Here is a 25,248-nt window from a genome sequence, read left to right as displayed (position 1 = left end):
TCCTTATTGCAATGGTGAAAAAGCGGTGGGGCGCATCAGCACCGATTCGAGGCGCTCCACGGCGGCCAGTTCGCGGTTTTTCCGCGAGAAGGTCTGCCAGCGCTCGTCCTGGGCCATCCGTGCGCGGCGTACCAGACGATCGTCCAGGCTTTCGTAAGCCCAGATGTGCACTACCTGATTGACCACGCCGATCTCGGTAAAAAAGAAGCCGATCAGTTTGCCAAGATGGTCAGTTTGCACCGCCAGGGCATCGCTTTGGTACAGCGCCAGCCAGTCGGCCATTTTCAGCGGATTGATGGTGTAGGTGCGTTTTTCGTAGATCATGATGTTTTCCTGATTAGTGGGTGGCGGGTTGCGCCAGATGGCAGGCGGCGAGGTAGCCAAACGTCAGCCCCGGGCCAAGGGTGATGCCGGGACCCGGGTAGGTGCCGGCCATCAGCGAATCCATGTCGTTTCCCACCGCGTACAGCCCCGCAATGGGGTTGCCTTCAGCGTTGACGACCTGGGCATCGGCGGTGGTGACCAGACCTCGAGAAGTCCCCAGATCGCCGGTATAGAGTTTGATGGCATAGAACGGCGCGCTGAGCAGGGGAGCGTTGCAGGCGTCAGGATGACGGCCCGGATCGCCCATCGCCCGGTTATAGCTGTTGCCGCCTTTGGCAAACTCACGGTCCACACCCTGCGCGGCGTCACGATTGTAGCGGGCGACCGTCTCGCTCAGGGCGTGGGCATCCAGCCCAAGCTGCTGCGCCAGCGCGGCCAGGGTATCGGCTTTATGCAGATAGCCAGCGGCGATCAGGGCGTCATTGTTCACCGGCGCCGGGCGCGCCAGCCCGAGGCCGTAACGCTTCATCGCCTGCGCGTCGCACAGTAAAAAGCAGGGGGCATTCTCCGCTGCACGCTGCATCGCGCTGGCAAAATGGTGATAGGAGCTGGACTCGTTAACGAAGCGTACCGCCCGCTGATTGACGGCAATCACCCCCGGCTTGGCCCGGTCGGTCACCAGGTGGGGGAAGCGCTCCTCGCTGCCGTCGGCCCGGGTCAGCACCGATACCGGCGCCCAGAAAAAGTTGGACGCGCGATCGGCTCCCTCGCGAGCGTTGAGTGCCGCCGCGAGACGCAGCGCGGCGCCATCATTGGCTGGCGGCGACATGGTGAAGTGCTCTCGGGTGTGAGGCCGATAGCGCGCCGCCAGCGCGCCAGCGGCAAAGCCGCCTGCGGCTAGCACCACCCCACGGCGGGCGTGTAGCGTCTCTTTTTGCCCCTGATAGTCAATCTCTACCCCGGTGACCGCGCCTTGCGATTCGCACAGCGCCAGCACATTGACATTCAGCCGAAGGCTCATGCCTTTACGCAGCGCCGTGGTCGCCATGCGGGCAATCAGCGCATTGCCCATCGCCAGGCGGGTGCCGCGAGGATATTTCACCCGGTCGCGGGCGTAGCGCAGCAGCAGCCGGGTGCAATGGGCCAGGGAGCGCAGCGAGCGACGCATATCGAGAAAATGTTGAATGTCGACGCGGTTGACCATCATCCCGCCAAACAGCAGCATCCCCGGCGGAGGCGAGCGCAGGTCGCGAAACGCGTCCCCCAGTTCACGGCCGTCATACTCGACCACCTCCAGCGCCCGACCGACGTCGACGGCGCCGGGCTCATCCGGATAGTAATCGGGTGAGAGCGGGCGCAGGCTATATTTCACCGCCCCCTCGCGCTCCAGAAAGGCGAGGGCCTCTCGCCCGGCGCGGACAAACGCCTCGGCGATATCTTCGCGGTAGTGGGCCTCGCCGATCATGGTTCGTAGATAGGTTTTGATCGCTTCGGCGCTACCGCTTTTGCCCTCGGCGCGCGCCTGGTCGGTATCGTGCAGCCACACGGCGCCGCCGGAGATAGCCGAGGTGCCGCCGAACTGACCGGCTTTCTCCAGCATCAGCACCGACAGCCCTTTGCAGCTGGCGGTGACCGCGGCGGCAAAGCCAGCGGCGCCACTGCCGATGACGATCACATCCCAGCTTTTCATGCCGCCGCTCCCTGCGCCGACGGGATGGCGCCGATAAACTGGCCCATCAGCGTCATCTGCGCCAGCGCCATTTCCGGCCCAGTCTGTACCCGGCAGCCGCGGGCGGCGGCGAAGGTGAGCAACGGCGTCATCACCGGAGCGGTGACAACGTCGGCCACGTGGGTGGCGCTGTCGAGCGTCTCCAGCAGCGCCTGGGGTAGGGGCAGTGCATCAAACCCGGCCATGCCGGCCGGCGAGCCATTGATCAGCAGATCGACACCGTGCAGGCTGTCCGGCAGCGTGCTCAGTTGCACCGCCGGAAAGGCCTCAGTCAGAAGATCGTGCAGGCGTTGCCGGGTGGCCGGGTTTTGATCGTGCAGCGCCAGTTGGCGGATCCCCGCCTCGCACAATCCCCAGGCGATGGCGCTGCCGACGCCGCCGCAACCGGAGAGCAGCGCCTGCTTACCTGCCGGCTGAAAACCCTGTGCCTCGGCGGCAAGCTGAAATCCGACGCCGTCCAGCATATCGCCCTGTAACCGGCCATCCGCCAGCTTGCGGATCACATTGATGGCGTTGAGTCGGCGAGCGCGCGGCGTAAGCTCGTCGACCAGCGCGGCGGCGCGTTGTTTATGCGGTACCGTCACCAGCACGCCGCTCATGTTCTGCCAGCCGCGCAGGGCGTTGAGGTAGGCGGCCACCGCGTCCGGGACGATATCCACCGGGATCATGACGCTGTCCATGTGCTGTTCGGCAAAGTAGCGGTTGAAGTTATCCGGTGATTTCACCTGGGCGATCGGATGACCAATCACGGCGACAACCTGGGTAGTTCCACTGACCATTTCAAACCTCATTTGTTAAATGAATGTTGTGAAAGTATTTCAGCGGAAGCTGGGAGCGACAACGCAGAATTCGGACATGTTGGTTGTTAATCGCACCATCGCTGCGATAATCGCAGGAAATCGATAATGATGTTGCAAAAATGTGAGCGAATATGCAAAACACCATTCATCCACGCGATCTGATCGTCGGTTTACAAAAAGGGTTGGCGTTGATCCAGCTTTTTTCCAAAAACTGCCCAAAGCTCACTGTTGCCCAGGCGGCGAAAATGAGCGGTCTGACGCAAAGCGCGGCACGACGTTTTTTGTTGACGCTGCTGCATGATCGTTATTTGCAAACCGATGGGCGCTATTACTGGCTTACCCCGAAGACACTGCGGCTTGGCCAGGCCTATGTTGATTCGGCGCAGTTTCCACGCATGGTGCGACCGATTGTCGAATACATCGCCAGCCGGACCGAAGAGCACGCCTCGGTGGGGGTGGTGGATGAAGATGAGCTGGTCTATATCGCCCGCAGCCGGCATACGCCGTTTAACTCCACGTCGGTTCGGCTAGGGGAGCGGGTGCCCATCTTCTGTACCGCCGGGGGGCGATTATGGCTGGCTTCGCTGCCGGAAGCAGAGTGTGAAGCGGTTCTGCAGCGCATTACCCGGGAACAACGCACGCCCTATACGGTGACCGACGTCGCGCCGCTGATGGAGAAAATCGCTCAGGTGCGGCGTCAGGGATACGCCACTATTGAACAGGAGTTTGAGATTGGCATGCTGGTGCTGGCGGTACCGTTAACCGACAGGGAAGGAACCTGGTGGGGAGCGCTAAGTCTGACCAGCCATCAATCGCGGACCTCGCTGGAAGCGTTATGCCGTGATCATCTCGATCTGCTCTACAGCGCGCAAGCGATGCTGGTGGGGTAAACAGGGCAGCCGATGCGCTGCCCTCGGCAAGATGTCGCTTAGGCTGATGCTTTGTTCAGGAAACTGCTCCAGTCGCTGGCGGCGTTATCGACAAAGGTGTTCCAGCTGTTGCCGGCGGTATTGACGAAGCTTCCCCAGTTATCCTTACCGGCGGTCACAAAGGTTTCCCAATTTGACTGACCGGTCAGGAAGGAACCAAACGCCATTGTGCTGTCGCAGACGAACGAGGCGAATGCGTTGCCAGAGGTGAGGACAAAGGAGGTGAAACCGATGCCCGAGTTGGCGACGAAGCTGGCGAAGCCGCTGGCCGCGCCGAACAGGTTAAAGCCGCCGGAGATGTAGACCATTTCGTTCAGTGTTAACTCTTTCATTGCAATTCCTTGTATTGAATATTTCCAAAACGGGCGTAAGCCCGAGGCGAAAGGTAGCACCGTAGAGCTGAACGGGGCGAGCGACGTCGGGCTGGTATAAGCTCATTTTTTCCTCATTTATTAGCGGGTAGCTACGAAAACGGTGTGGGGGAGGGGAGGGAAGTATGAATTGAGAAAGGAAAAAGACATGAAAGAGAAAAGAAAAAGCCCCGTAAAAACGGGGCTTTATATCATACTGGAGCGGGTGATTATCTCACATAAGCCAGCAGACTATGTGAATCCGGCACCATAAAGTCAACGGACATCATCACGGACAGCGCAGTGATGGCGACGATGGAAAAGACGAAGAGCTTACGCGCCCAGACTTTATCATCTGCCACTTTGTAGCCGCGCAGCGCCATGCCCAGCCACCAGACGCTGACCGCTGCCGCTACGACCAGGTATTTGTACCCGGCATAGCCGCCCAGCGAGAGCATCAGGGTCGCAACGGCAAAGGCGACGATGTACAGCGTAATATGGTTTTTGGCGACCGATATACCTTTCACTACCGGCAGCACCGGAATATTCGCCGCCTGATAATCCTTGAAGCGGAAAATCGCGATGGCGTAGGAGTGAGGCATCTGCCACAGGCTAAAAATAGCCAGCAGGATAGCCGCACCGCTGTCGAAATCACCGGTCACTGCGCAGTAGCCAATCACCGGCGGCGCTGCGCCGGAGAGTGAGCCAATCAGCGTGCCATAGACGGAGTGGCGTTTCATGTACAGGCTGTAGACGCCGACATAAACCACGAACCCCATCACCCCCAGCCAGCAGGCCAGCGGATTTGCGCCGAACCACAGCAGCATAAAGCCAGCAATACCCAGCAAGGTGGCGTACACCAGCGAAGCTTCTGGCGAGATCAGCCCTTTGACCAGCACCCGGTTTTTCGTCCGTTCCATCTTACGATCGATGTCCCGGTCGATGTAGTTGTTGAATACACAACCCGAGGCGACCACCAGGGATACTCCAAGGAGCGTCCAGACGAACAGCGGATAGTCGATGTGGCCTTTGGAGGCCAGCAGGAAACCGCCGATCACGGAGATCAGGTTGCCAAAAATAATGCCTGGTTTCGTAACTTGCAGGTATTGCTTAAACATACTCGCCGCTCTTAGTGCATCATCATGTTGTAGTTCAGGTTCCACATAATCCAGATGGAGCCGACAACCACGATCGCAATGATGATTACGGTGAAGATAAATGCGGTCAGGTTCCAGCCTTCATCGGACTTGCTGTTCATATGCAGGAAGTACACGAGGTGTACCACGATCTGCACTACAGCGGTCACCAGAATGGTGCCAAGGATAACCGCATGCGAGGCGGAGCCACTCATCACCATGGCGAACGGAATGACCGTCAGGATGATGGACAGGATAAATCCTGTCATGTAGCTCTTCACGCTGCCGTGAGAAGCGCCGCTATGATCGGTAGAATGACTCATTACATCGCCCCCATCAGATAGACAACCGAGAACACGCAGATCCACACCACGTCCAGGAAGTGCCAGAACAGGCTCAGGCACAGGATACGGGTGCGGTTAGTGCTGGTCAGGCCACGACGTGAAACCTGGAACATCAGCACCGCCATCCAGATAAGACCGGAGGTCACGTGCAGACCGTGGGTGCCGACCAGCGCGAAGAACGCGGACAGGAAGCCACTACGATCCGGACCAAAGCCTTCCATGATCAGGTGATGGAATTCATAGATTTCCATCCCGATAAATCCGGCGCCAAACAACCAGGTCAACGCCAGCCAGGAAACCACCTGGCTCTTGTTGTTTTTGTACATGGCGATAGCCGCCATGCCGTAGGTGATGGAGCTGAACAGCAGCAGTGCGGTTTCAACCAGAACGAACGGCAGTTCGAAAATATCTTTGCCAGTTGGTCCGCCGGCTGTGCCGTTCACCAGAACGGCATAGGTAGCAAACAGCGTAGCGAAGATAATGCAGTCGCTCATCAGGTAGATCCAGAAACCGAATACCTTCATCGGTCCTGTATCATGGTGCCCGTGTTCATGCGCGTGGGCAGTATGCGCAAGAGTATCAGTTGCCATTTTTCAGCCCTGCTTTGTTAATCTCATCGAAATGCTGTTTTTCCAGTTTTTCGACTTCTGCAACCGGTACGTAGTAATCCACGTCCTCGTCAAAGCTCTTAATAATCCAGGTCGCTACGATGCCGATGAAGCTGGCGATCGCCATCCACCAGATATGCCAGATCATGGCGAAACCAAATACCGTAGCGAAGGCGGCAATGACGATGCCGGCGCCGCTGTTCTTCGGCATATGAATTTCTTCATAGTGAGCAGGCTGTTTATACGCTTCACCTTTCTCTTTCATTTCCCAGAAGGCGTCACGCTCGTGAACCTGAGGAACGATAGCGAAGTTGTAGAACGGCGGTGGAGAAGAGGTTGCCCACTCCAGCGTACGGCCACCCCATGGGTCACCGGTCAGGTCACGGTTCTGATCGCGGTCGCGAATAGAAACGTAGAACTGAATCAGCTGGCACAGGATACCGCAGGCGATCAGCGCCGCACCGCAAGCTGCAACAACCAGCATCGGGTGGAACTGCGGATCGATCTGCTGGCTCAGACGACGGGTCATCCCCATGAAGCCCAGCACGTACAGCGGCATAAACGCCACGAAGAAGCCGATGATCCAGAACCAGAAAGCGCGTTTGCCCCAGGTTTCGTTCAGGGTGAAGCCAAAGGCTTTCGGCCACCAGTAGGTCAGACCGGCGAAGCAACCGAACACCACACCGCCGATGATAACGTTATGGAAGTGCGCGATCAGGAACAGGCTGTTGTGCAGAACGAAGTCCGCGCCCGGTACCGCCAGCAGCACACCGGTCATCCCACCGACGGAGAAGGTGACGATAAAGCCGATAGTCCACATCATCGCCGAGTTGAAGACGATGCGGCCCTGATACATGGTGAACAGCCAGTTGAAGATCTTAACCCCGGTCGGGATCGCGATAATCATGGTGGTAATACCGAAGAAGGCGTTTACGTTCGCGCCAGCACCCATGGTGAAGAAGTGGTGCAGCCAAACGATGAACGACAGAACGGTAATACAGACGGTTGCCCACACCAGAGAGGTGTAACCGAACAGACGCTTACGCGAGAAGGTCGCGGCGATTTCGGAGAAGACCCCGAACACCGGCAGAACCAGGATGTACACTTCCGGGTGACCCCAGGCCCAAATCAGGTTGATGTACATCATCATGTTGCCACCCATATCGTTGGTAAAGAAATGGGTGCCCAGGTAACGATCCAGGGTCAGCAGCGCGATGGTGACGGTCAGAATTGGGAAAGAGGCGATAATCAGGATGTTAGCGCACAGAGATGCCCAGGAGAATACCGGCATCTTGAACATGGTCATGCCCGGGGCGCGCATCTTGATAATGGTCACGAAGAAGTTAATACCGGTCAGGGTAGTACCGATACCGGAGAGCTGCAGCGCCCAAATCCAGTAGTCGACCCCTACGCCAGGACTGTATTCAATTCCCGACAGCGGCGGATAAGCCAGCCAACCGGTCTGCGCGAACTCACCGACGCCCAGAGACAGGTTAACCAGAATCACGCCCACAACGGTGAACCAGAAGCTCAGGTTGTTGAGGAACGGGAAGGCTACGTCGCGTGCGCCGAGCTGAAGCGGAACCACCAGGTTCATCAGACCGATAACGAACGGCATCGCCACGAAGAAGATCATGATAACGCCGTGGGCGGTAAAGATCTGATCGTAGTGATGAGGCGGCAGGAAGCCTGCTTCCCCGGCCGAGGCCAGCACCTGCTGGCTACGCATCATGATGGCGTCAGCAAAGCCACGCAGCAGCATGACGATTGCCACGATAACGTACATGATACCGAGACGTTTGTGGTCGACAGAAGTCAGCCACTCGTTCCATAGGTAGGACCACTTACCGAAGTAAGTGATGGCTGCCAGAAGCGCCAGTCCCCCAATGATAATCGCAGCCACCGTTACCACGATAATAGGTTCGTGGTAGGGCACTGCATCCAGTGTAAGTTTTCCGAACATCGTTTTCTTCCTCGGCCCCTTAGTGAGCGGTTTCCGCGTGGCTCATGTCCATGCCTTCCATCCCGTCGTGAGCGGCATGCTCGCCTTCAGGTTTGGACATGTTCATGCTCTCGTGAGACATGAATTTGTTCACAACATCTTTGAACAGATCCGGTTTCACGTTAGAGAAGTATTCCACTTTGTTGTATTCGCTAGGCACAGCCACTTTCTCGAACGCGGCCATAGAGTCCATGGCGTTCGGAGACTGTTTCGCTTTTTCAACCCACTGATCGAAAGTTGCACGATCCGGGGTAGCAATCGCTTTGAACTTCATACCAGAGAAGCCCGGGCCACTGTAGCTAGCGGAGATACCGTCATAAGTACCAGCTTCGTCAGCAATGAGGTGCAGCTGAGTCTGCATCCCGGCCATTGCGTAGATCTGGCTGCCTAAGCGCGGAATAAAGAACGAGTTCATCACCGAGTTAGAGGTCACTTTGAAGTGTACCGGTACGTTCGCCGGGAAGGCGATTTCGTTAACGGTAGCAATACCCTGTTCCGGATAGATAAAGAACCATTTCCAGTCCATCGATACGACTTCGATGGTGATTGGTTTCTCGTCATGGACAAGCGGTTTGCTTGGCTCCAGTGCGTGAGTGGTTTTCCAGGTCAGAACGGCCAGGAACAGGATGATCAGAATAGGTACCGTCCAGACCACAGCTTCCACTTTATTGGAGTGTGACCAGTTCGGGCTATACTTCGCATCTTTATTGCTCGCGCGATACTTCCAGGCAAATCCTACTGCCATCAAGACGGCGGGAATAACGACAATCATCATCAGGCCGAAGGCCGTCAGAATCAAAGAGCGTTGCTCCAGTCCAATCTGTCCTTTTGGGTCAAGGAGTGCAGAATCACAACCACTGAGTAATACAGTACCTGCGATTAATGACATCCATCCCAAACTTTTATTGTATTTCCTGAGTCTCATTGAACGACCTCAATTCCACGGGATCTGGTGGCGTTTAAAGTGTATGGGCATTTTACGGTAAGGTTGCATTACTGTAAACATGATTGGATCTCTGTCAGTTCTGTGTTAGCGGCTTCTGCTTGGTTTGTCACATATGTTACGTAGTGTTACGTAATCGCTTGCAAAGCCTGATTTTCGTGGGATCGATAACGAAAGGGATAAGAAAAGGTGTACTTAGCGGCGAATGGGCATAACCACCCAAAAATTAGAACAATTGTTTAACATTTAATTATCAAATAAAAGACATTGTGGAAACGTGAAATAAAAACGGCGTAGCTGAATCGGTTAAATTATTTAAAGAATCGAATGAAAACTGTCAATAATTTCCAGAAAACAAAAACGCACAAAACAACAAATAGCGCGGCGGGCAATATAAAAGCGTTAATAAGCCGTTATAATTACGTTTCGTAATTACAACGGCTAATAATGATGCAGCGTCCTTAAATCAGGTGGGTTTTACGCAGCGCCAGGTAGTCGAGCAGGCCGCCGAACAAAATACCGCCAACGGCGGTCAGCGCGGCAACCTCCAGCAGGCCGGACAGGAAGCTGAACGACGTATAATCCAGCGCGTTGAGGATCAGCAGACCCAGCCATACCGCCAGCAGCAGGCAGCCCAGCGTCAGGATCCCCAGCGCCAGCGCATAGGCCTGCGGATATTCGCTACGCGGCATAAAGCTTGCCGTGCGTTGGGTATGCTCGAGCGTTTGTCGGCACAGCAGCAGCAGCGCGATCCCCGGCACCGCCGCGACCACGGAGAAGAGATAGAAAGTGGACCAGCCGTGGGCCTCGACAAACCAGCCGGCAATCGGCCCGACGTACACGCGGCCAACCGCGGACAGCGCCGAGAGCAGCGCGAACTGGGTGGCGGAGAACGACTTGTTGCACAGCGTCATCAGCAGCGCCACAAACGCCGCCGTCCCCATTCCCCCGCACAGATTTTCAAAGAATACCGCGGTCGCCATGGAATAGAGGTGCTTATCGGTAATCGACAGCAGCCAGTAGCCGGCGTTGGAAACCCCCTGCAGCAGACCGAAGATCAGCAGCGCCCGGAACAGCGTCAATCGCTGCATCAGGACGCCGCCGTACAGGGCGCCAAGAATGGTGGCGAACAGGCCTAAGGTTTTGTTCACCATTCCCACCTCGCCGGCGTCAAAACCGACGCCGCGGATGAGAAAGGTGGTGGTCAGACTCATGGCAAACGCATCGCCAAGCTTATAAAGAACGATGAGCAGCAGAATCAGCCAGGCGTTGTTACGGCCGAAAAAATCTCGCAGCGGTTCAGCTACCGCCTGCTCCAGCGACCGGGGAACCGGGATAACGTCGCTTGGCTCGGGCGCCAGCAGCGTGGCGATGATGCAGGGCACCAGCAGCGCCGCCATCAGCCAGTACATGCCCTGCCAGCCGAGATAGCGGTCGGCGATCCACAGGGCCAGACCACCGGAGACCAGCATCCCGAGGCGATAGCCCAGCACGCTGATCGCGGCGCCAGCGCCGCGCTCTTCCGCTGGCAGAACGTCGGTTTTCCAGGCGTCAAAAACAATATCCTGCGACGCCGAACAGAAGGCGATCACTACCGCCAGCGCCGCCATCCAGCGCAGCTGGGAGGCAGGTTCGAGAAAGCCCATCGCCGCGATGGCCAGCAGAAGCAGGACCTGGGTGGTCACCAACCAGCCGCGACGGCGCCCGAGAAACGGCGGCGTGTAGCGGTCCATCAGCGGGGACCAGAGGAATTTAAAGACATAGGCCTGGCCGACCAGCGAGAAAAAACCGATCGTTTTCAGATCGATGTTTTCCACCGTCATCCAGGCCTGCAGGGTACCGGAGGTGAGGGCCAGCGGCAGACCGGAGGCGAAGCCGAGGATCAGCAAAATCGCTGATTTAGGCTGCTGAAAAATGCGTAAGTAGTGACTGGACATAGCATAAAGCACGAACCCGGCGGAGGCCGGGTTCGTGGGGGCATTAACGCGCGTTTTGCTTGATGAAATCGTGGATGCTGGTGTCCTGCGCCATATCGGCGATGGTATCAGTCAGGACGCTGTTGACGGCATCAGCGATGTTTTTGTTCGAGGCCTGGAAGGCACCTTCAACCGAGTAGCTGGCGCGGTAGTTTTTGGTCATCTTCGTGCCGTTTGCCGCGGTGGCGATGATGGCGATATCGGCTTTGGTGGCGATGTTGTAGCGCACGTTGCCCTGGGAGACGTCAGCGTAGAGTTTGTTGACGATGATCTGCAGATCGACTGCGCCGTTCGGGCCAATCATGTAGCCGCGCGCGGTCATTTGTTTCTCCAGCACTTCCTGCAGCAGGAAGCGCAGATCGCGGGAGGCGGTAAGGGTGACCTGTTGGTTGTCGCGCGTCACTTTCGCCAGCGCCTGGTCCGGACGCTGGTCGGCGCCGTTGATGCTGACGGTCACGCCCATAAGGCTAGGATCCTGCTGCGGCAGCGTGATTTTCGGCGATACTTCAATGGTGGTCGGCGGCGTGGCGCATCCTGCCAGCATAAACATGGCGACCAACGGGAAAAGGATCTTCTTAAGCATGTTCAGGTCTCAACGCATGGTGTTGTTATAAGGAAAATTACCGCCATCATAGCATTGCCAACGGCAAGGGGAAGTGGCAACGCGTGTAAATCCATCGCCCTGGCGGTTTTCTGAGCGTCCCGCCACGGTTAATCGCTCTTTCCCCGGCGGATCTGGCGACCAGAGCCAGTAAACGTGATACTTTTGAATGAAAATATCAGAACAATGCTAATTTTTTGTTGTTTTCTCCTAATGGAAGCGGTAAAAGCGGCTAACATTTAAATGGAGTGGCGGCATCTCAGCGTTGTCGGAGGAGAAAATTCATGATGATACGTGAACAGATCGAAGCAAAACTTAGAGCAGCGTTCGACCCGATGTATCTCGAAGTCGTGGATGAAAGTTATCGTCACAACGTCCCTGCGGGCTCTGAAAGTCATTTTAAAGTGGTGTTAGTGAGCGATCGCTTCACTGGCGAGCGTTTCCTAAATCGCCACCGTATGATCTACGGCACGCTAACCGAGGAGCTGTCGAATACGGTGCACGCCCTGGCGCTGCACACCTACACGATTAAAGAATGGGAAGCGCTACAGGATACGGTTTTCGCCTCGCCGCCGTGCCGCGGCGCGGGCAGCATCGCCTAGAAATCCCATTTGCAACCGCTGGCGCTTTTCCAGTATGTTGCTTGCAGATTTAGCAAAAACGGCCTACGGGCCGTTTTGTTTTGCCTGGAAAATGCGCAAACTCAGCGCTTTTGCGGACAAAATTGAGCGGGAAATGTGAAAAATGCCGCAGCACCAGGCGACAACCGTTCTCGACTCACAAAAGTGATGCCGCTATAATGCCGCGTCTTATATATGAATGTCTTCGGGATGATTCTGACGACAGGGAATGTGTTTCTGATTTGAAGAGGGCATCCCGGTTCTGCGAAGCCACCTACACGCGCTTCCAGAGTTGACCGAGCACTGTGATTTTTTTGAGGTAACAAGATGCAAGTTTCAGTTGAAACCACTCAGGGCCTTGGGCGCCGTGTAACGATTACTATCGCCGCTGACAGCATCGAGAATGCTGTCAAAAGCGAGCTGGTCAACGTAGCGAAAAAAGTTCGCATTGACGGCTTCCGTAAAGGCAAAGTGCCGATGAATGTTGTTGCTCAGCGCTATGGCGCTTCCGTTCGTCAGGACGTGCTGGGCGACCTGATGAGCCGTCATTTCGTTGACGCGATCATCAAAGAAAAAATCAATCCGGCCGGCGCGCCGAACTACGTTCCGGGCGAATACAAACTGGGTGAAGACTTCACCTACGCGGTAGAGTTCGAAGTGTATCCGGAAGTTGAACTGCAGGGTCTGGAAGCGATCGAAGTAGAAAAACCGGTTGTTGAAGTGACCGACGCTGACGTTGACACCATGCTGGAAACCCTGCGCAAGCAGCAGGCAACCTGGAAAGAAAAAGAAGGCGCGGTTGACGCTGAAGATCGCGTAACCATCGACTTCACCGGTTCCGTAGATGGTGAAGAGTTCGAAGGCGGCAAAGCTTCTGACTTCGTACTGGCGATGGGCCAGGGGCGCATGATCCCGGGCTTCGAAGACGGTATCAAAGGCCACAAAGCGGGTGACGAGTTCACCATCGACGTGACCTTCCCGGAAGAATACCACGCAGAAAACCTGAAAGGTAAAGCGGCTAAGTTCGTTATCAACCTGAAGAAAGTTGAAGAACGTGAACTGCCGGAGCTGACCGAAGAATTCATCAAACGTTTCGGCGTGGAAGATGGTTCCGTCGCTGGCCTGCGCGCTGAAGTGCGTAAAAACATGGAACGCGAGCTGAAAGGCGCTGTGCGTAACCGCGTGAAGTCTCAGGCTATCGAAGGTCTGGTTAAAGCTAACGACATCGACGTTCCGGCAGCTCTGATCGACAGCGAAATCGATGTGCTGCGTCGCCAGGCTGCTCAGCGTTTCGGTGGCAACGAGAAACAGGCCCTGGAACTGCCGCGCGAACTGTTCGAAGAGCAGGCTAAACGCCGCGTAGTGGTTGGCCTGCTGCTGGGCGAAGTGATTCGCACCAACGAGCTGAAAGCTGACGAAGAGCGCGTGAAAGGCCTGATCGAAGAGATGGCTTCTGCTTACGAAGATCCGTCAGAAGTGGTTGAGTTCTACAGCAAGAACAAAGAGCTGATGGACAACATGCGCAACGTGGCGCTGGAAGAGCAGGCTGTTGAAGCCGTGCTGGCGAAAGCCAAAGTGTCTGAAAAAGCCACTTCCTTCAACGAACTGATGAACCAGCAGGCGTAATTTCGCCGCGATTGTTCAAGGTTCGGGCAAAAACCCGTTGCCGAAAGGCGGCGGGTTTTTTTTTAGGATAATGATAGCCTCTGGCACGGTGCTAAAACGCATTTACCATGATAGCGTTACAGCAAAAGCTTGTTATGCTTGAAATATGGCAACGCCATCCCCATTACCGAGGGAGGCAACTGCATCCGCAATCGCACGCGTGTTGAAGAGGCGGTGACGCGTTCAGCGGATAGAAACTGTGGCTGATAATCCGTCCGTAAGGTTACAATCAGTGCAGCAGGTATTTTAAAATTACTCCAGGAGACGGAAATGTCATACAGTGGCGAACGAGACAACTTTGCACCCCATATGGCCCTGGTGCCGATGGTCATTGAACAGACCTCACGCGGTGAACGTTCTTTTGATATCTACTCCCGTCTGCTTAAGGAACGCGTCATTTTTCTGACCGGCCAGGTCGAAGACCACATGGCAAACCTGATCGTGGCGCAGATGCTGTTTCTGGAAGCGGAAAACCCGGAAAAAGACATTTACCTGTACATTAACTCTCCGGGCGGGGTGATCACCGCCGGGATGTCGATTTATGACACCATGCAGTTCATCAAGCCGGACGTCAGCACCATCTGTATGGGCCAGGCCGCGTCCATGGGCGCGTTCCTGCTGACCGCCGGGGCGAAGGGCAAGCGTTTCTGCCTGCCGAACTCCCGCGTGATGATCCACCAGCCGCTGGGCGGCTATCAGGGGCAGGCGACGGATATTGAGATCCACGCCCGTGAAATCCTGAAGGTGAAAGGACGCATGAATGAGCTGATGGCGCATCATACCGGCCAGTCTCTTGAGCAGATTGAGCGTGACACCGAGCGTGACCGCTTCCTGTCTGCTGCGGAAGCCGTGGAGTACGGACTGGTCGACTCTATTTTGACCCATCGTAATTGATGCCCTGGGCGTAAGGGTGCCGCTTTACGCTTCATCCTTCTCGCCACGTTTGCTGAGCGGTTTGCATTTTTCCGGACGCTTGCCGGGCAGGCAGGCGGCCGGTCGCTTCGCTACCGCCGCGATGTAGCGCGAAGGATTTTGTGTATATACTAATGAAGGGCGGCACAACGCTATATGGCGGCTTGCGCCTGAGAATGGCATTTGCGTCGTCGTGTGCGGCACAAAGAACTTAAAAAGAGGTTTGGACTCATGACAGATAAACGCAAAGATGGATCGGGCAAATTGTTGTATTGCTCTTTTTGCGGCAAAAGCCAGCATGAAGTGCGTAAGCTGATCGCCGGGCCATCCGTGTATATCTGCGACGAATGCGTTGATTTATGTAACGACATCATTCGCGAAGAGATTAAAGAAGTTGCGCCGCACCGCGAGCGCAGCGCGCTGCCGACGCCGCACGAGATTCGCCACCACCTTGATGACTACGTCATCGGTCAGGAACAGGCGAAAAAAGTGTTGGCGGTCGCGGTATACAACCACTACAAACGTCTGCGCAATGGCGATACCAGCAATGGCGTAGAGCTGGGTAAAAGTAACATCCTGCTGATCGGGCCGACCGGCTCCGGTAAAACGCTGCTGGCGGAAACGCTGGCGCGCCTGCTGGATGTGCCGTTTACCATGGCGGACGCCACCACCCTGACCGAAGCCGGTTATGTGGGTGAGGACGTAGAAAATATCATTCAGAAACTGCTGCAGAAGTGCGATTACGACGTGCAGAAAGCGCAGCGCGGCATCGTCTATATCGACGAAATCGACAAAATTTCGCGTAAGTCCGATAACCCGTCGATTACTCGCGATGTCTCCGGCGAAGGCGTGCAACAGGCGCTGCTGAAGCTTATCGAAGGCACCGTCGCCGCCGTTCCACCGCAGGGCGGGCGTAAACACCCGCAGCAGGAGTTCCTGCAGGTTGATACCTCCAAGATCCTGTTTATCTGCGGCGGCGCGTTTGCCGGTCTGGACAAAGTGATTTCCCACCGTGTGGAAACCGGCTCCGGCATTGGTTTTGGCGCGACGGTTAAAGCGAAGTCCGACAAAGCGAGCGAAGGCGAGCTGCTGGCCCAGGTCGAGCCGGAAGATCTGATCAAGTTTGGTTTGATTCCGGAGTTCATCGGCCGTCTGCCGGTCGTGGCGACCCTGAACGAGCTGAGCGAAGAAGCGCTGATCCAGATCCTGAAAGAGCCGAAAAACGCCCTGACCAAGCAGTATCAGGCGCTGTTTAGCCTTGAAGGCGCAGAGCTTGAATTCCGCGACGAAGCGCTGGATGCCATCGCCAAGAAAGCGATGGCGCGTAAAACCGGCGCCCGTGGCCTGCGTTCCATTGTGGAAGCGGCGCTGCTGGACACCATGTATGATCTGCCTTCGATGGAAGATGTCGAAAAAGTGGTCATTGATGAGTCGGTTATCGCCGGTCAGAGCAAACCGCTGCTGATCTACGGCAAACCGGAAGCGCAGCAGGCATCTGGCGAATAATTAGCCATTTCACTCAAGCAGTTAACAAAAAGGGGGGATTTTATCTCCCCTTTTATTTTTCCTGCATTCCCGCCGTTGAATGTGTGGAATACATCCCCATATACTGGATTACATATTAACGACGATGCAGTGGAGTGTGGCGTCGTCGGCTACCTGGCGGACTTTAAACTAAGAGAGAGCTCTATGAATCCTGAGCGTTCTGAACGCATTGAAATCCCCGTATTGCCGTTGCGCGATGTGGTGGTTTATCCGCACATGGTCATACCCCTGTTCGTAGGGCGGGAAAAATCTATCCGTTGCCTCGAAGCGGCCATGGACCATGATAAAAAAATCATGCTGGTTGCGCAGAAAGAAGCGTCGACGGATGAGCCGGGTGTAAACGATCTTTTCACCGTTGGAACCGTGGCGTCTATTTTGCAGATGCTGAAGCTGCCAGACGGCACCGTGAAGGTGCTGGTCGAAGGGCTACAGCGTGCACGCATTTCTGCGCTGTCTGATAATGGCGAGCATTTCTCGGCGAAAGCGGAGTATCTCGACTCGCCGGCGATTGACGAACGTGAGCAGGAAGTGCTGGTTCGTACCGCTATCAGCCAGTTTGAAGGCTATATCAAGCTGAATAAGAAGATTCCACCGGAAGTGCTGACGTCGCTGAACAGCATCGACGATCCGGCGCGCCTGGCGGATACCATCGCGGCGCATATGCCGCTGAAGCTGGCGGACAAGCAGTCCGTGCTTGAGATGTCCGACGTCAACGAACGTCTGGAATATCTGATGGCGATGATGGAATCGGAAATCGATCTGCTGCAGGTTGAGAAGCGCATTCGCAACCGCGTCAAAAAGCAGATGGAGAAATCCCAGCGCGAGTACTATCTGAACGAGCAAATGAAAGCGATTCAGAAAGAACTCGGCGAGATGGACGACGCCCCGGACGAAAACGAAGCGCTGAAGCGCAAGATCGACGCGGCGAAAATGCCGAAAGAGGCGAAAGAGAAAACCGAAGCGGAACTGCAGAAGCTGAAGATGATGTCGCCGATGTCTGCGGAAGCGACCGTCGTGCGTGGCTACATCGACTGGATGGTGCAGGTGCCGTGGAATGCGCGCAGTAAGGTCAAGAAAGACCTGCGTCAGGCCCAGGAGATCCTTGATACCGATCACTATGGTCTGGAGCGCGTGAAGGATCGCATCCTTGAGTATCTCGCGGTGCAGAGCCGGGTGAACAAAATCAAGGGGCCGATCCTCTGCCTGGTGGGACCGCCGGGGGTAGGTAAAACCTCGCTGGGGCAATCTATTGCCAAAGCGACCGGCCGGAAATACGTCCGCATGGCGCTGGGCGGCGTGCGCGATGAAGCGGAAATTCGCGGTCATCGTCGAACCTATATTGGCTCGATGCCGGGCAAACTGATCCAGAAAATGGCGAAAGTGGGGGTAAAAAACCCGCTGTTCCTGCTGGATGAGATTGACAAAATGTCTTCCGACATGCGCGGCGACCCGGCTTCTGCGTTGCTTGAGGTGCTGGATCCGGAACAGAACGTGGCCTTTAACGACCACTATCTGGAAGTGGATTACGATCTCAGCGACGTGATGTTCGTGGCGACTTCCAACTCCATGAACATTCCGGCGCCGCTGCTGGACCGTATGGAAGTGATTCGCCTCTCGGGTTACACCGAAGATGAAAAACTGAATATCGCCAAGCGTCACCTGCTGCCGAAGCAGATCGAACGCAACGCGCTGAAAAAAGGCGAACTGACCGTCGACGACAGCGCCATTATCGGCATTATTCGTTACTACACCCGTGAAGCGGGCGTTCGTAGCCTGGAGCGTGAAATCTCCAAGCTGTGCCGTAAGGCCGTTAAGCAGCTGTTGCTGGATAAATCGCTGAAACACATCGAAATTAATGGTGAGAATCTGCATGATTATCTCGGCGTGCAGCGCTTCGACTATGGCCGCGCCGATAGCGAGAACCGCGTCGGTCAGGTGACCGGTCTGGCGTGGACGGAAGTGGGCGGCGACCTGCTGACCATCGAAACCGCCTGCGTACCGGGCAAAGGTAAACTGACCTACACCGGATCGCTGGGCGAGGTGATGCAGGAGTCGATTCAGGCTGCGCTGACCGTGGTACGTTCGCGGGCGGACAAGCTGGGCATTAACGCCGACTTCTACGAGAAGCGTGATATTCACGTCCACGTACCGGAAGGGGCGACGCCGAAGGACGGTCCGAGCGCGGGGATTGCCATGTGTACGGCGCTGGTCTCCTGCCTGACCGGCAACCCGGTACGCGCCGATGTGGCGATGACCGGGGAGATTACGCTGCGTGGACAGGTGCTGCCGATCGGCGGTCTGAAGGAAAAACTGCTGGCGGCGCATCGCGGCGGTATTAAGACTGTTCTGATTCCTGATGAGAACAAACGCGACCTTGAAGAAATTCCGGATAACGTTATCGCTGATTTGGATATCCATCCGGTGAAACGAATCGAGGAAGTTCTGACACTTGCGCTGCAAAACGAACCGTTTGGCATGCAGGTTGTGACCGCGAAATAGTGATTCTGCGCAAATTGCGCTAATAAAAATAGGGCTGGTAAGTCATTTCGGACTTGCCAGCCTTTTTTTGTGTAGCTAACTTAGATCGCTGGCAGGGGGGTCATCGACAACTGCTGTTGTAAGGGCATGACAGTCCTGATATAACTGCTGCGCGGTCGCACTATGAAGGACTCTGGTGCGATATAAATTATAAAGAGAGGAAGAGAACAGTGAATAAATCTCAACTGATTGACAAAATTGCTGCGGGTGCGGACATTTCTAAAGCTGCAGCTGGACGTGCGTTAGATGCTTTAATCGCTTCTGTTACTGAATCTCTGCAGGCTGGGGATGACGTTGCGCTGGTAGGTTTCGGTACCTTTGCTGTTAAAGAACGTGCCGCCCGTACTGGTCGCAACCCACAAACAGGTAAAGAAATTACTATCGCTGCCGCAAAAGTGCCGGGCTTCCGTGCTGGTAAAGCGCTGAAAGACGCGGTGAACTGATCGGCTTTCCCGTCAGGGAATGTGACGAAGTACAAGGGCGCATCGTGAGATGTGCCTTTTTTATTGCCTTTTCAGACCACTTTATGTGTGTTTATCGCCACTTGTGGGCTGACAATCACCCTGTTTTCTTGTCAAAATACGTCCTCACGCGCGGCGGCCATCACGTGCTATGCTGCGCGAGCTAAAGTCATCTACAGCGGAGCGTTGTTACACCATGATGGACAACCTACGCACGGCCGCCAACAGCGTCGTGCTCAAGATTATTTTCGGTATCATTATCGTCTCGTTCATTTTGACCGGGGTGAGTGGTTACCTGATTGGCGGTGGCAAAAACTATGCCGCAAAAGTGAATGGCCAGGAGATTGGCCGTGGGCAGTTTGAAAACGCCGTCGCCAGCGAACGTAACCGTATGCAGCAGCAGCTTGGCGACCAGTTCTCCGAGCTGGCGGCGAACGAAAACTACATGAAAACCATGCGCCAGCAGGTGCTGAACCGCCTGATTGACGAGTCGCTTCTGGATCAGTATGCCCGCGAGCTGGGCCTCAGCATCAGCGATGAGCAGGTGAAGCAGGCGATCTTCCAGACGCAGGCGTTCCAGACGAACGGTAAGTTCGACAACCAGCGTTTCAGCGGTATTGTCGCCCAGATGGGGATGACCACCGATCAGTACGCCCAGGCGCTGCGTAACCAGCTGACCACGCAGCAGCTGATTAACGCCATTGCGGGTACCGACTTCATGCTGCCCGGCGAGTCCGATCAGCTGGCGGCGCTGGTGTCTCAGCAGCGTGTCGTTCGCGAAGCGACCATCAACGTCAACGCCCTGGCGGAAAAACAGACCGCCAGCGATGAGGAAATCAACGCTTTCTGGCAGCAGAATCAGGCCCGTTTTATGGCGCCGGAGCAGTTCCGCGTGAGCTACATCAAGATGGATGCCGCCAGCATGCAGGAAAACGCCTCTGACGAAGAAATTCAATCATGGTATGACCAGCACAAAGATCAGTTCACTCAGCCGCAGCGTAATCGCTACAGCGTGATTCAGACTAAAACTGAAGCTGATGCGAAAGCGGTACTGGCCGAGCTGCAAAAAGGCGCCGATTTCGCCACGCTGGCAAAAGAAAAATCGACCGATATTATCTCTGCCCGCAACGGCGGCGATATGGGGTGGATGGAAGATGCCTCTACCGTGCCTGAGCTGAAAGACGCCGGCCTGAAAGAGAAAGGCCAGCTCTCCGGGGTGATCAAATCCTCGGTTGGCTTCCTGGTGGCCCGTCTGGACGACGTCCAGCCGGCGCAGGTCAAGCCGCTGGCTGACGTGCGCAATGACATTGCGGCGAAAGTGAAGCAGGAGAAAGCGCTGGATGCTTACTATGCGCTGCAGCAGAAGGTGAGCGATGCGGCCAGCAACGATAATGAATCGCTGGCGGGCGCGGCGCAGGTCGCCGGACTGCAGGTGGTGGAAACCGGCTGGTTTGGCCGCGATAATCTGCCGGAAGAGCTGAACTTTAAACCGGTCGCTGACGCTATCTTCAACGGCGGTCTGGTCGGTGTGAACGGCGCGCCGGGCAGCAACTCCGACATCATTACCGTTGACGGCGATCGCGCCTTTGTTCTGCGTATCAGCGAGCACAAAGCCGAGGCGGTGAAACCGCTGGCCGAAGTGAAGGCGCAGGTTAGCGATATCGTTAAGCACAATAAAGCGGAACAGCAGGCGAAGCGGGATGCCGATAAGCTGCTGGCGGCGCTGAAAGACGGCAAAGGCGATGAGGCGATGAAGGCGGCTGGCCTGAGCTTTGGCGCACCGCAGACGCTTTCCCGTACCGGCCAGGATCCGCTGAGCCAGCTGGCATTTACTCTGCCGCTGCCGCAGCAGGGCAAACCGGTCTATGGCGTTGGCAGCAACATGCAAGGCGATGTGGTGCTGGTGGCGCTCGATGAAGTGAAAGCAGGCAGCATGCCGGAAGAGCAGAAGAAGGCTATGGTTCAGGGGATTACCCAGAACAATGCCCAAATCGCTTTCGAAGCGCTGATGAGCAACCTGCGCAAGGCGGCGAAAATTAAGCTGGGCGACAGCATCGACCAGCAGCAGTAATTTCGCGTCGTTTCGCAAAAATACGCAACACCATGTAATCCTCAAGGGCCGCTTTCGCGGCCCTTTCCATTTCTGTGATTTGCCTTTTGTCGGCCATCCGCACTGACGCTATCGTAGCCTTGCTGTCTATACACAAGGAGATATCAGCATGAAATATGGAATAAAAGCACTGATGGCCGCGGGCGTTCTGGTTTTCGCGGTAGGCGCACAGGGCGCGCTGGCTGCCCCCGCCAGCGGCAAAGCGGCGGTAACCAAAGAGCATGTCCAGGCGTCCTCTTCGGCGAAGGCGAAAGCGGAGCCCGGCGAGGCCGACAACGGGGCGACCAAAGTCAGCATTAACCACGCCAGCGCCGAACAGCTGGCGCAGGCTCTGAATGGCGTGGGGTTGAAAAAAGCCCAGGCGATTGTCAGCTACCGTGAGGAGTACGGACCGTTCAAAACCCTTGATGATCTGAAGCAGGTCCCGGGGATGGGCAGCGCGCTGGTGGAGCGGAATTTATCCCATCTGACGCTGTAAATTTTTTGCCAGCGCTTGCACAGCGGTGATTTTTTGCCAGGATAAAGAGGTTGCATCAAGTGGTGTGACCTCTTACCTCATAAACAACAATAACAGAAAGGCATTGATGCTATGCAGACACAAATTAAAGTTCGCGGCTATCATCTGGACGTCTACCAGCATGTGAATAACGCACGCTACCTGGAGTTCCTTGAGGAGGCCCGCTGGGATGGTCTGGAAAAGAGTCCGGCATTTCATTGGATGACCGAGAAAAACATCGCCTTCGTGGTGGTGAACATTAATATTAACTACCGCCGTCCGGCGGTCCTGGGCGATGTGCTGACAGTGAGCAGCAAACTGGAGCAACTCAACGGCAAAAGCGGCACGCTCAGCCAGGTGGTCACTCTCAACCCCAACGGCGAGGTGGTGGCCGATGCGCTGATTACCTTCGTCTGTATCGATTTGAAAACCCAGAAGGCGCTGCCGCTGGAAGGGGAACTGCGTGAGAAACTCGACCAGATGAACTTGCGCTGACAACCGTCGCGTGCGTGCCGGGCGGTGGCGCACCTCGACCCACGGAAGGTGATGAACCCCTTGCCCCGGTAAGCGTAGCGCTACCGGGGAAGTTGAACTGAAGCTTTTGGAAGATACCTCTGCGGAGGCTATGCCTGTATCAGCCCGGTTTTTTGCTTCATCACCGCCATTACCCCGACTTTATCGGCCAGATACTGGTTAAGCCCGTTAGCGCGCAGGTTGCAGGCGGCGCACTGGCCGCAGCCATCGCCCTTAATGCCGTTGTAGCAGGTAAGGGTTTCCCGGCGCACCAGATCTAACTGACCCCAGTAGTCGGCCAGCGCCCAGGTCTCGGCTTTGTTCAGCCACATCAGCGGTGTTTCAAAGCGAATGTCTTTCGCCATTCCAAGGCTGACGGCGTGGTGCAGCGCTTTGACAAACTCATCGCGGCAGTCCGGGTAGCCGGAGAAGTCGGTCTCGCACACGCCGGTGATGATAGCTTCGGCTTTTACCTGATAGGCGTAGATGGCCGTCAGGGTTAAAAACAGAATATTGCGCCCCGGGACAAAAGTATTGGGAATGCCCTCGGCATCAGGCTGATAGTCCGGTACCGGAATGTTATCGCGGGTCAGGCTGCTAACCGCCAGTTCATTGAGCAGGGTAACGTCCAGCACTTTATGCGCGACGGCGCCAAGTTTCAGGGCGAGTTCGCGCGCAACGTCGATTTCCGCGCGGTGGCGTTGGCCATAATCAAAAGTGACGCAATGCACTTCATCATACTGTTGCAGAGCCTGCACCAGACAGGTGGTTGAATCTTGTCCTCCGCTGAAGACAACTACGGCGCGTTTCATGGCAATTCCTGACTAAATGAGTAAAGGCGATATGGTAGCGCCAGACGCCCGCCACCACCAGCTCTGTCACGTCGACGCCGGCAGCCAGGCGCTGGCGAAGTCGAACCAGCCGCGGGCGTTGAGGCGCAAGCCATTGACTCCCGGCGGGGCGCTGATCCGATAGTTATATTTAAACAGCGGCGTCATGATGGCGTCTTCCATCAGGCTGTTAAATACGTTGCGCAGCGCATCGTTGCGGCTGCGGGCTTCCGGCTGCGCCTGTACCGCGTCTAATGTCGCCTGCAGATGGGCATATTGCGCCCCGGTCAGCAAATTAGGCCACAGCATATCGCAGCGCAGCCACTGCTCCAGGGCATACTCCGGCGCTTCGCCGATCAGGCGGTCGCCCATCATCAGGTCGGCCTGCCCCAGATGCTGGCAGCCTTCCCAGTTTTTGGCGTCATGGAACAGCAGCGTCAGCTCGCAGCCCAGCACAGCCAGCCGCTGTCTCAGCTGTTCGGCCATGGCGTGGAGTTCGACCGGCAGATGGTAGAGCAGCGTGAGCCTGGCCGGCAGCGGCACCGCGCTGTTTTCCGGCCCCTGCGGGATGGACCATCCCGGCAACACCTCATGGCTTGGCGTAATAAGATCCTCGTCGAGCGGCAGCGTATCCAGCAACGACGAGCAGTGAATTATCGATACCAGCCGCTGGGCCTGCGCTTTGCTAAGCCGAGGGCTGTGACGCAGGGTCAGATAGCAGAAGCCAAGACTGATGCTGTTGCTGACCTGGCGCAGGTTATGCAGCTCTTCGCGATCGCCAATAGTGATCTGCACCGGGTGGCGGCAGCTGGTCCCGAGATCGCGATCGAAGAGCTGGGGGGTGATCCAGTACTCCACCGCCTGGATCAGCGGATGCCGCAGGTGGTAGCGAGGATGGTTCTCCAGGCGGACGAGTTCCGGACTAAACCGCTTCAGGCGGAACGGTCCGCAGCCGATGGCCGGATCGTCAGGATGGGCCAGCACGCTGCAATAGCTGGCGAGGCGGAACGGCAGCCAGTAGTCAGGACGATGCAGCGTGATAGTCAGACACTGGGCGTGAGTGACATCGATGCGGCTGATGCTGGCGAAGAGGGTCCGCAGGGCGGGCAGTTCCAGCAGCAGCAGTAAGCGCTGCCGCAGCTGTGCGGTTTCCACCGCATCGCCGTTGTGCCAGCACAGTGTGGAGCGGATATAAAACTGCCAGCGCAGGCCGTCAGGGGAGACCTGCCAGTGGTGCGCCAGATCGCCGATCGGCATATTGTCACCTTCGTCGAAGCGCGTCAGCCCGGCATAGATCTGCCCGGCCAGATGCTGCTCGGCGCGTCCGGGCAGAAAGCCGGGACGCAGCGGCTCCAGCGGGCGATAGTAGGGAATACGCAGCGTCGGGGTATTGTTTTGCCATTGACCGCCCAGAAAGGGGTGGAGCAGGGCTTTCAGCTCCACCGGGGCTAGCTGCGCCAGCTCCAGCGCGTTTTGCTGCTGACCTTTATGCAGCGCCTGCTCCATCATCTCATTGCGCAGACGTTCCGGCGTTTTGTAAAAAGAGAGCAAGCCGCGCTTGCCGCGCCCGGAGCTGGCCTGCCAGCTTAACCATCCAGCTTCCTGCGCCTGACGCAGTAGGGTACGGACGTGGCGTTCGCTGCAAAAACAGCGTTCCGCCAGCTCGCCGACGGTGACCTGCTGCGGCGCCCCGGCAGAGGGCTGCCACAGCCGCTGGTACTGGTTTAAACGGTGTAAGAGTCGCATAAGCGCTGTCGCCCACCGGGCCGCAATAAACCCGGAACAATTTATATTATCTATTCACTATTACTTCCGT

Annotated in this window: 23 protein-coding genes; 10 read left to right on the top strand and 13 right to left on the bottom strand. The window is 56.4% G+C overall.

What is annotated here, in order from left to right; genetic code table 11:
* Positions 1-3: 3 nt before the first annotated feature.
* The 3 genes from ABLV64_RS01095 to ABLV64_RS01085 are packed head-to-tail and all read right to left on the bottom strand — an operon-like array spanning position 4 to position 2,832.
* Positions 4-324 (bottom strand): NIPSNAP family protein, encoded by a 321-nt coding sequence (locus ABLV64_RS01095; protein ID WP_004204812.1) that lies wholly within the window; start codon positions 322-324, stop codon positions 4-6.
* A gap of 13 nt (positions 325-337) precedes the next feature.
* Positions 338-2,014 (bottom strand): FAD-dependent oxidoreductase, encoded by a 1,677-nt coding sequence (locus tag ABLV64_RS01090; protein WP_348843130.1) that lies wholly within the window; start codon positions 2,012-2,014, stop codon positions 338-340.
* The gene (locus tag ABLV64_RS01085) at positions 2,011-2,832 is read right to left on the bottom strand and encodes a shikimate dehydrogenase (protein WP_004204809.1); all 822 of its coding nucleotides are present in this window, start codon (positions 2,830-2,832) and stop codon (positions 2,011-2,013) included. The genes ABLV64_RS01090 and ABLV64_RS01085 overlap by 4 nt, the downstream gene beginning before the upstream one ends.
* 152 nt (positions 2,833-2,984) lie before the next feature.
* Here ABLV64_RS01085 and ABLV64_RS01080 point away from each other — a divergent pair, with 152 nt between their 5' ends.
* Positions 2,985-3,743 (top strand): IclR family transcriptional regulator C-terminal domain-containing protein, encoded by a 759-nt coding sequence (locus ABLV64_RS01080; RefSeq protein WP_004204808.1) that lies wholly within the window; start codon positions 2,985-2,987, stop codon positions 3,741-3,743.
* Positions 3,744-3,781: 38 nt separating this feature from the next.
* Here the strand turns inward: ABLV64_RS01080 and ABLV64_RS01075 are convergent, their stop codons facing one another.
* The 8 genes from ABLV64_RS01075 to ABLV64_RS01040 all read right to left on the bottom strand — a co-directional run bounded on the left by ABLV64_RS01075 (position 3,782) and on the right by ABLV64_RS01040 (position 11,724).
* Entirely contained in the window at positions 3,782-4,114 is a 333-nt protein-coding gene (locus ABLV64_RS01075) for a hypothetical protein (protein ID WP_065803022.1), read from the bottom strand.
* 248 nt (positions 4,115-4,362) lie between these two features.
* Positions 4,363-5,250, bottom strand: coding sequence for a heme o synthase (gene cyoE / locus ABLV64_RS01070; RefSeq protein ID WP_002891629.1), 888 nt, complete (start codon positions 5,248-5,250; stop codon positions 4,363-4,365).
* An 11-nt stretch (positions 5,251-5,261) separates the two neighbouring features.
* On the bottom strand, positions 5,262-5,591 hold the full coding sequence (locus tag ABLV64_RS01065; RefSeq protein ID WP_002891634.1) for a cytochrome o ubiquinol oxidase subunit IV: 330 nt from the start codon (positions 5,589-5,591) through the stop codon (positions 5,262-5,264).
* The gene (locus ABLV64_RS01060; RefSeq protein WP_002891635.1) at positions 5,591-6,202 is read right to left on the bottom strand and encodes a cytochrome o ubiquinol oxidase subunit III; all 612 of its coding nucleotides are present in this window, start codon (positions 6,200-6,202) and stop codon (positions 5,591-5,593) included. The genes ABLV64_RS01065 and ABLV64_RS01060 overlap by 1 nt, the downstream gene beginning before the upstream one ends.
* A complete protein-coding gene (cyoB, locus tag ABLV64_RS01055) occupies positions 6,192-8,183 on the bottom strand; it encodes a cytochrome o ubiquinol oxidase subunit I (RefSeq protein ID WP_004204804.1) in 1,992 nt (663 codons plus the stop codon). Before cyoB ends, ABLV64_RS01060 begins: the two co-directional genes overlap by 11 nt.
* Before the next feature lie 19 nt (positions 8,184-8,202).
* Positions 8,203-9,147, bottom strand: coding sequence for a cytochrome o ubiquinol oxidase subunit II (gene cyoA, locus ABLV64_RS01050; protein WP_004204802.1), 945 nt, complete (start codon positions 9,145-9,147; stop codon positions 8,203-8,205).
* Positions 9,148-9,626: 479 nt separating this feature from the next.
* Positions 9,627-11,102: a muropeptide MFS transporter AmpG gene (gene ampG / locus ABLV64_RS01045; RefSeq protein WP_048294253.1), complete on the bottom strand. Its 1,476-nt coding sequence runs from the start codon at positions 11,100-11,102 to the stop codon at positions 9,627-9,629.
* 43 nt (positions 11,103-11,145) lie between these two features.
* Positions 11,146-11,724, bottom strand: a complete 579-nt coding sequence (locus ABLV64_RS01040) for a lipoprotein (protein ID WP_004204800.1) — start codon at positions 11,722-11,724, stop codon at positions 11,146-11,148.
* A 302-nt stretch (positions 11,725-12,026) separates the two neighbouring features.
* Between ABLV64_RS01040 and bolA the strand changes: the two genes are divergently transcribed.
* The 9 genes from bolA (at position 12,027) to ABLV64_RS00995 (ending at position 22,584) form a co-directional block, all read left to right on the top strand.
* Positions 12,027-12,344: a transcriptional regulator BolA gene (gene bolA / locus ABLV64_RS01035; RefSeq protein WP_002891649.1), complete on the top strand. Its 318-nt coding sequence runs from the start codon at positions 12,027-12,029 to the stop codon at positions 12,342-12,344.
* 345 nt (positions 12,345-12,689) lie between these two features.
* Positions 12,690-13,988, top strand: a complete 1,299-nt coding sequence (gene tig, locus ABLV64_RS01030) for a trigger factor (RefSeq protein ID WP_004204798.1) — start codon at positions 12,690-12,692, stop codon at positions 13,986-13,988.
* A gap of 309 nt (positions 13,989-14,297) precedes the next feature.
* Positions 14,298-14,921, top strand: a complete 624-nt coding sequence (gene clpP, locus ABLV64_RS01025) for an ATP-dependent Clp endopeptidase proteolytic subunit ClpP (protein WP_002891804.1) — start codon at positions 14,298-14,300, stop codon at positions 14,919-14,921.
* A 249-nt stretch (positions 14,922-15,170) separates the two neighbouring features.
* Positions 15,171-16,445: an ATP-dependent protease ATP-binding subunit ClpX gene (gene clpX / locus ABLV64_RS01020; protein ID WP_002891807.1), complete on the top strand. Its 1,275-nt coding sequence runs from the start codon at positions 15,171-15,173 to the stop codon at positions 16,443-16,445.
* Between the two features lie 183 nt (positions 16,446-16,628).
* Entirely contained in the window at positions 16,629-18,983 is a 2,355-nt protein-coding gene (gene lon, locus ABLV64_RS01015; RefSeq protein ID WP_004151336.1) for an endopeptidase La, read from the top strand.
* Between the two features lie 209 nt (positions 18,984-19,192).
* Positions 19,193-19,465, top strand: coding sequence for a nucleoid-associated protein HU-beta (gene hupB / locus ABLV64_RS01010; RefSeq protein ID WP_002444653.1), 273 nt, complete (start codon positions 19,193-19,195; stop codon positions 19,463-19,465).
* 214 nt (positions 19,466-19,679) lie between these two features.
* On the top strand, positions 19,680-21,554 hold the full coding sequence (gene ppiD, locus ABLV64_RS01005; protein ID WP_043521447.1) for a peptidylprolyl isomerase: 1,875 nt from the start codon (positions 19,680-19,682) through the stop codon (positions 21,552-21,554).
* 148 nt (positions 21,555-21,702) lie between these two features.
* Positions 21,703-22,071 (top strand): helix-hairpin-helix domain-containing protein, encoded by a 369-nt coding sequence (locus tag ABLV64_RS01000; protein ID WP_048294255.1) that lies wholly within the window; start codon positions 21,703-21,705, stop codon positions 22,069-22,071.
* 111 nt (positions 22,072-22,182) lie between these two features.
* Positions 22,183-22,584 (top strand): YbgC/FadM family acyl-CoA thioesterase, encoded by a 402-nt coding sequence (locus ABLV64_RS00995; protein WP_004204793.1) that lies wholly within the window; start codon positions 22,183-22,185, stop codon positions 22,582-22,584.
* A 128-nt stretch (positions 22,585-22,712) separates the two neighbouring features.
* Here ABLV64_RS00995 and queC read toward each other — a convergent pair whose 3' ends face one another.
* Both queC and ABLV64_RS00985 read right to left on the bottom strand, forming a co-directional pair.
* Positions 22,713-23,414, bottom strand: a complete 702-nt coding sequence (gene queC / locus ABLV64_RS00990) for a 7-cyano-7-deazaguanine synthase QueC (RefSeq protein WP_004204791.1) — start codon at positions 23,412-23,414, stop codon at positions 22,713-22,715.
* A 66-nt stretch (positions 23,415-23,480) separates the two neighbouring features.
* A complete protein-coding gene (locus tag ABLV64_RS00985; protein ID WP_048323175.1) occupies positions 23,481-25,178 on the bottom strand; it encodes an SgrR family transcriptional regulator in 1,698 nt (565 codons plus the stop codon).
* Positions 25,179-25,248: the final 70 nt, after the last annotated feature.

The organism is Klebsiella sp. JB_Kp031 (genome assembly GCF_040064295.1).
Taxonomy (GTDB): domain Bacteria; phylum Pseudomonadota; class Gammaproteobacteria; order Enterobacterales; family Enterobacteriaceae; genus Klebsiella; species Klebsiella quasipneumoniae.
The sequence above is the reverse complement of the archived record's forward strand: the minus strand, read 5'-3'. Positions and strand labels throughout refer to the sequence as shown.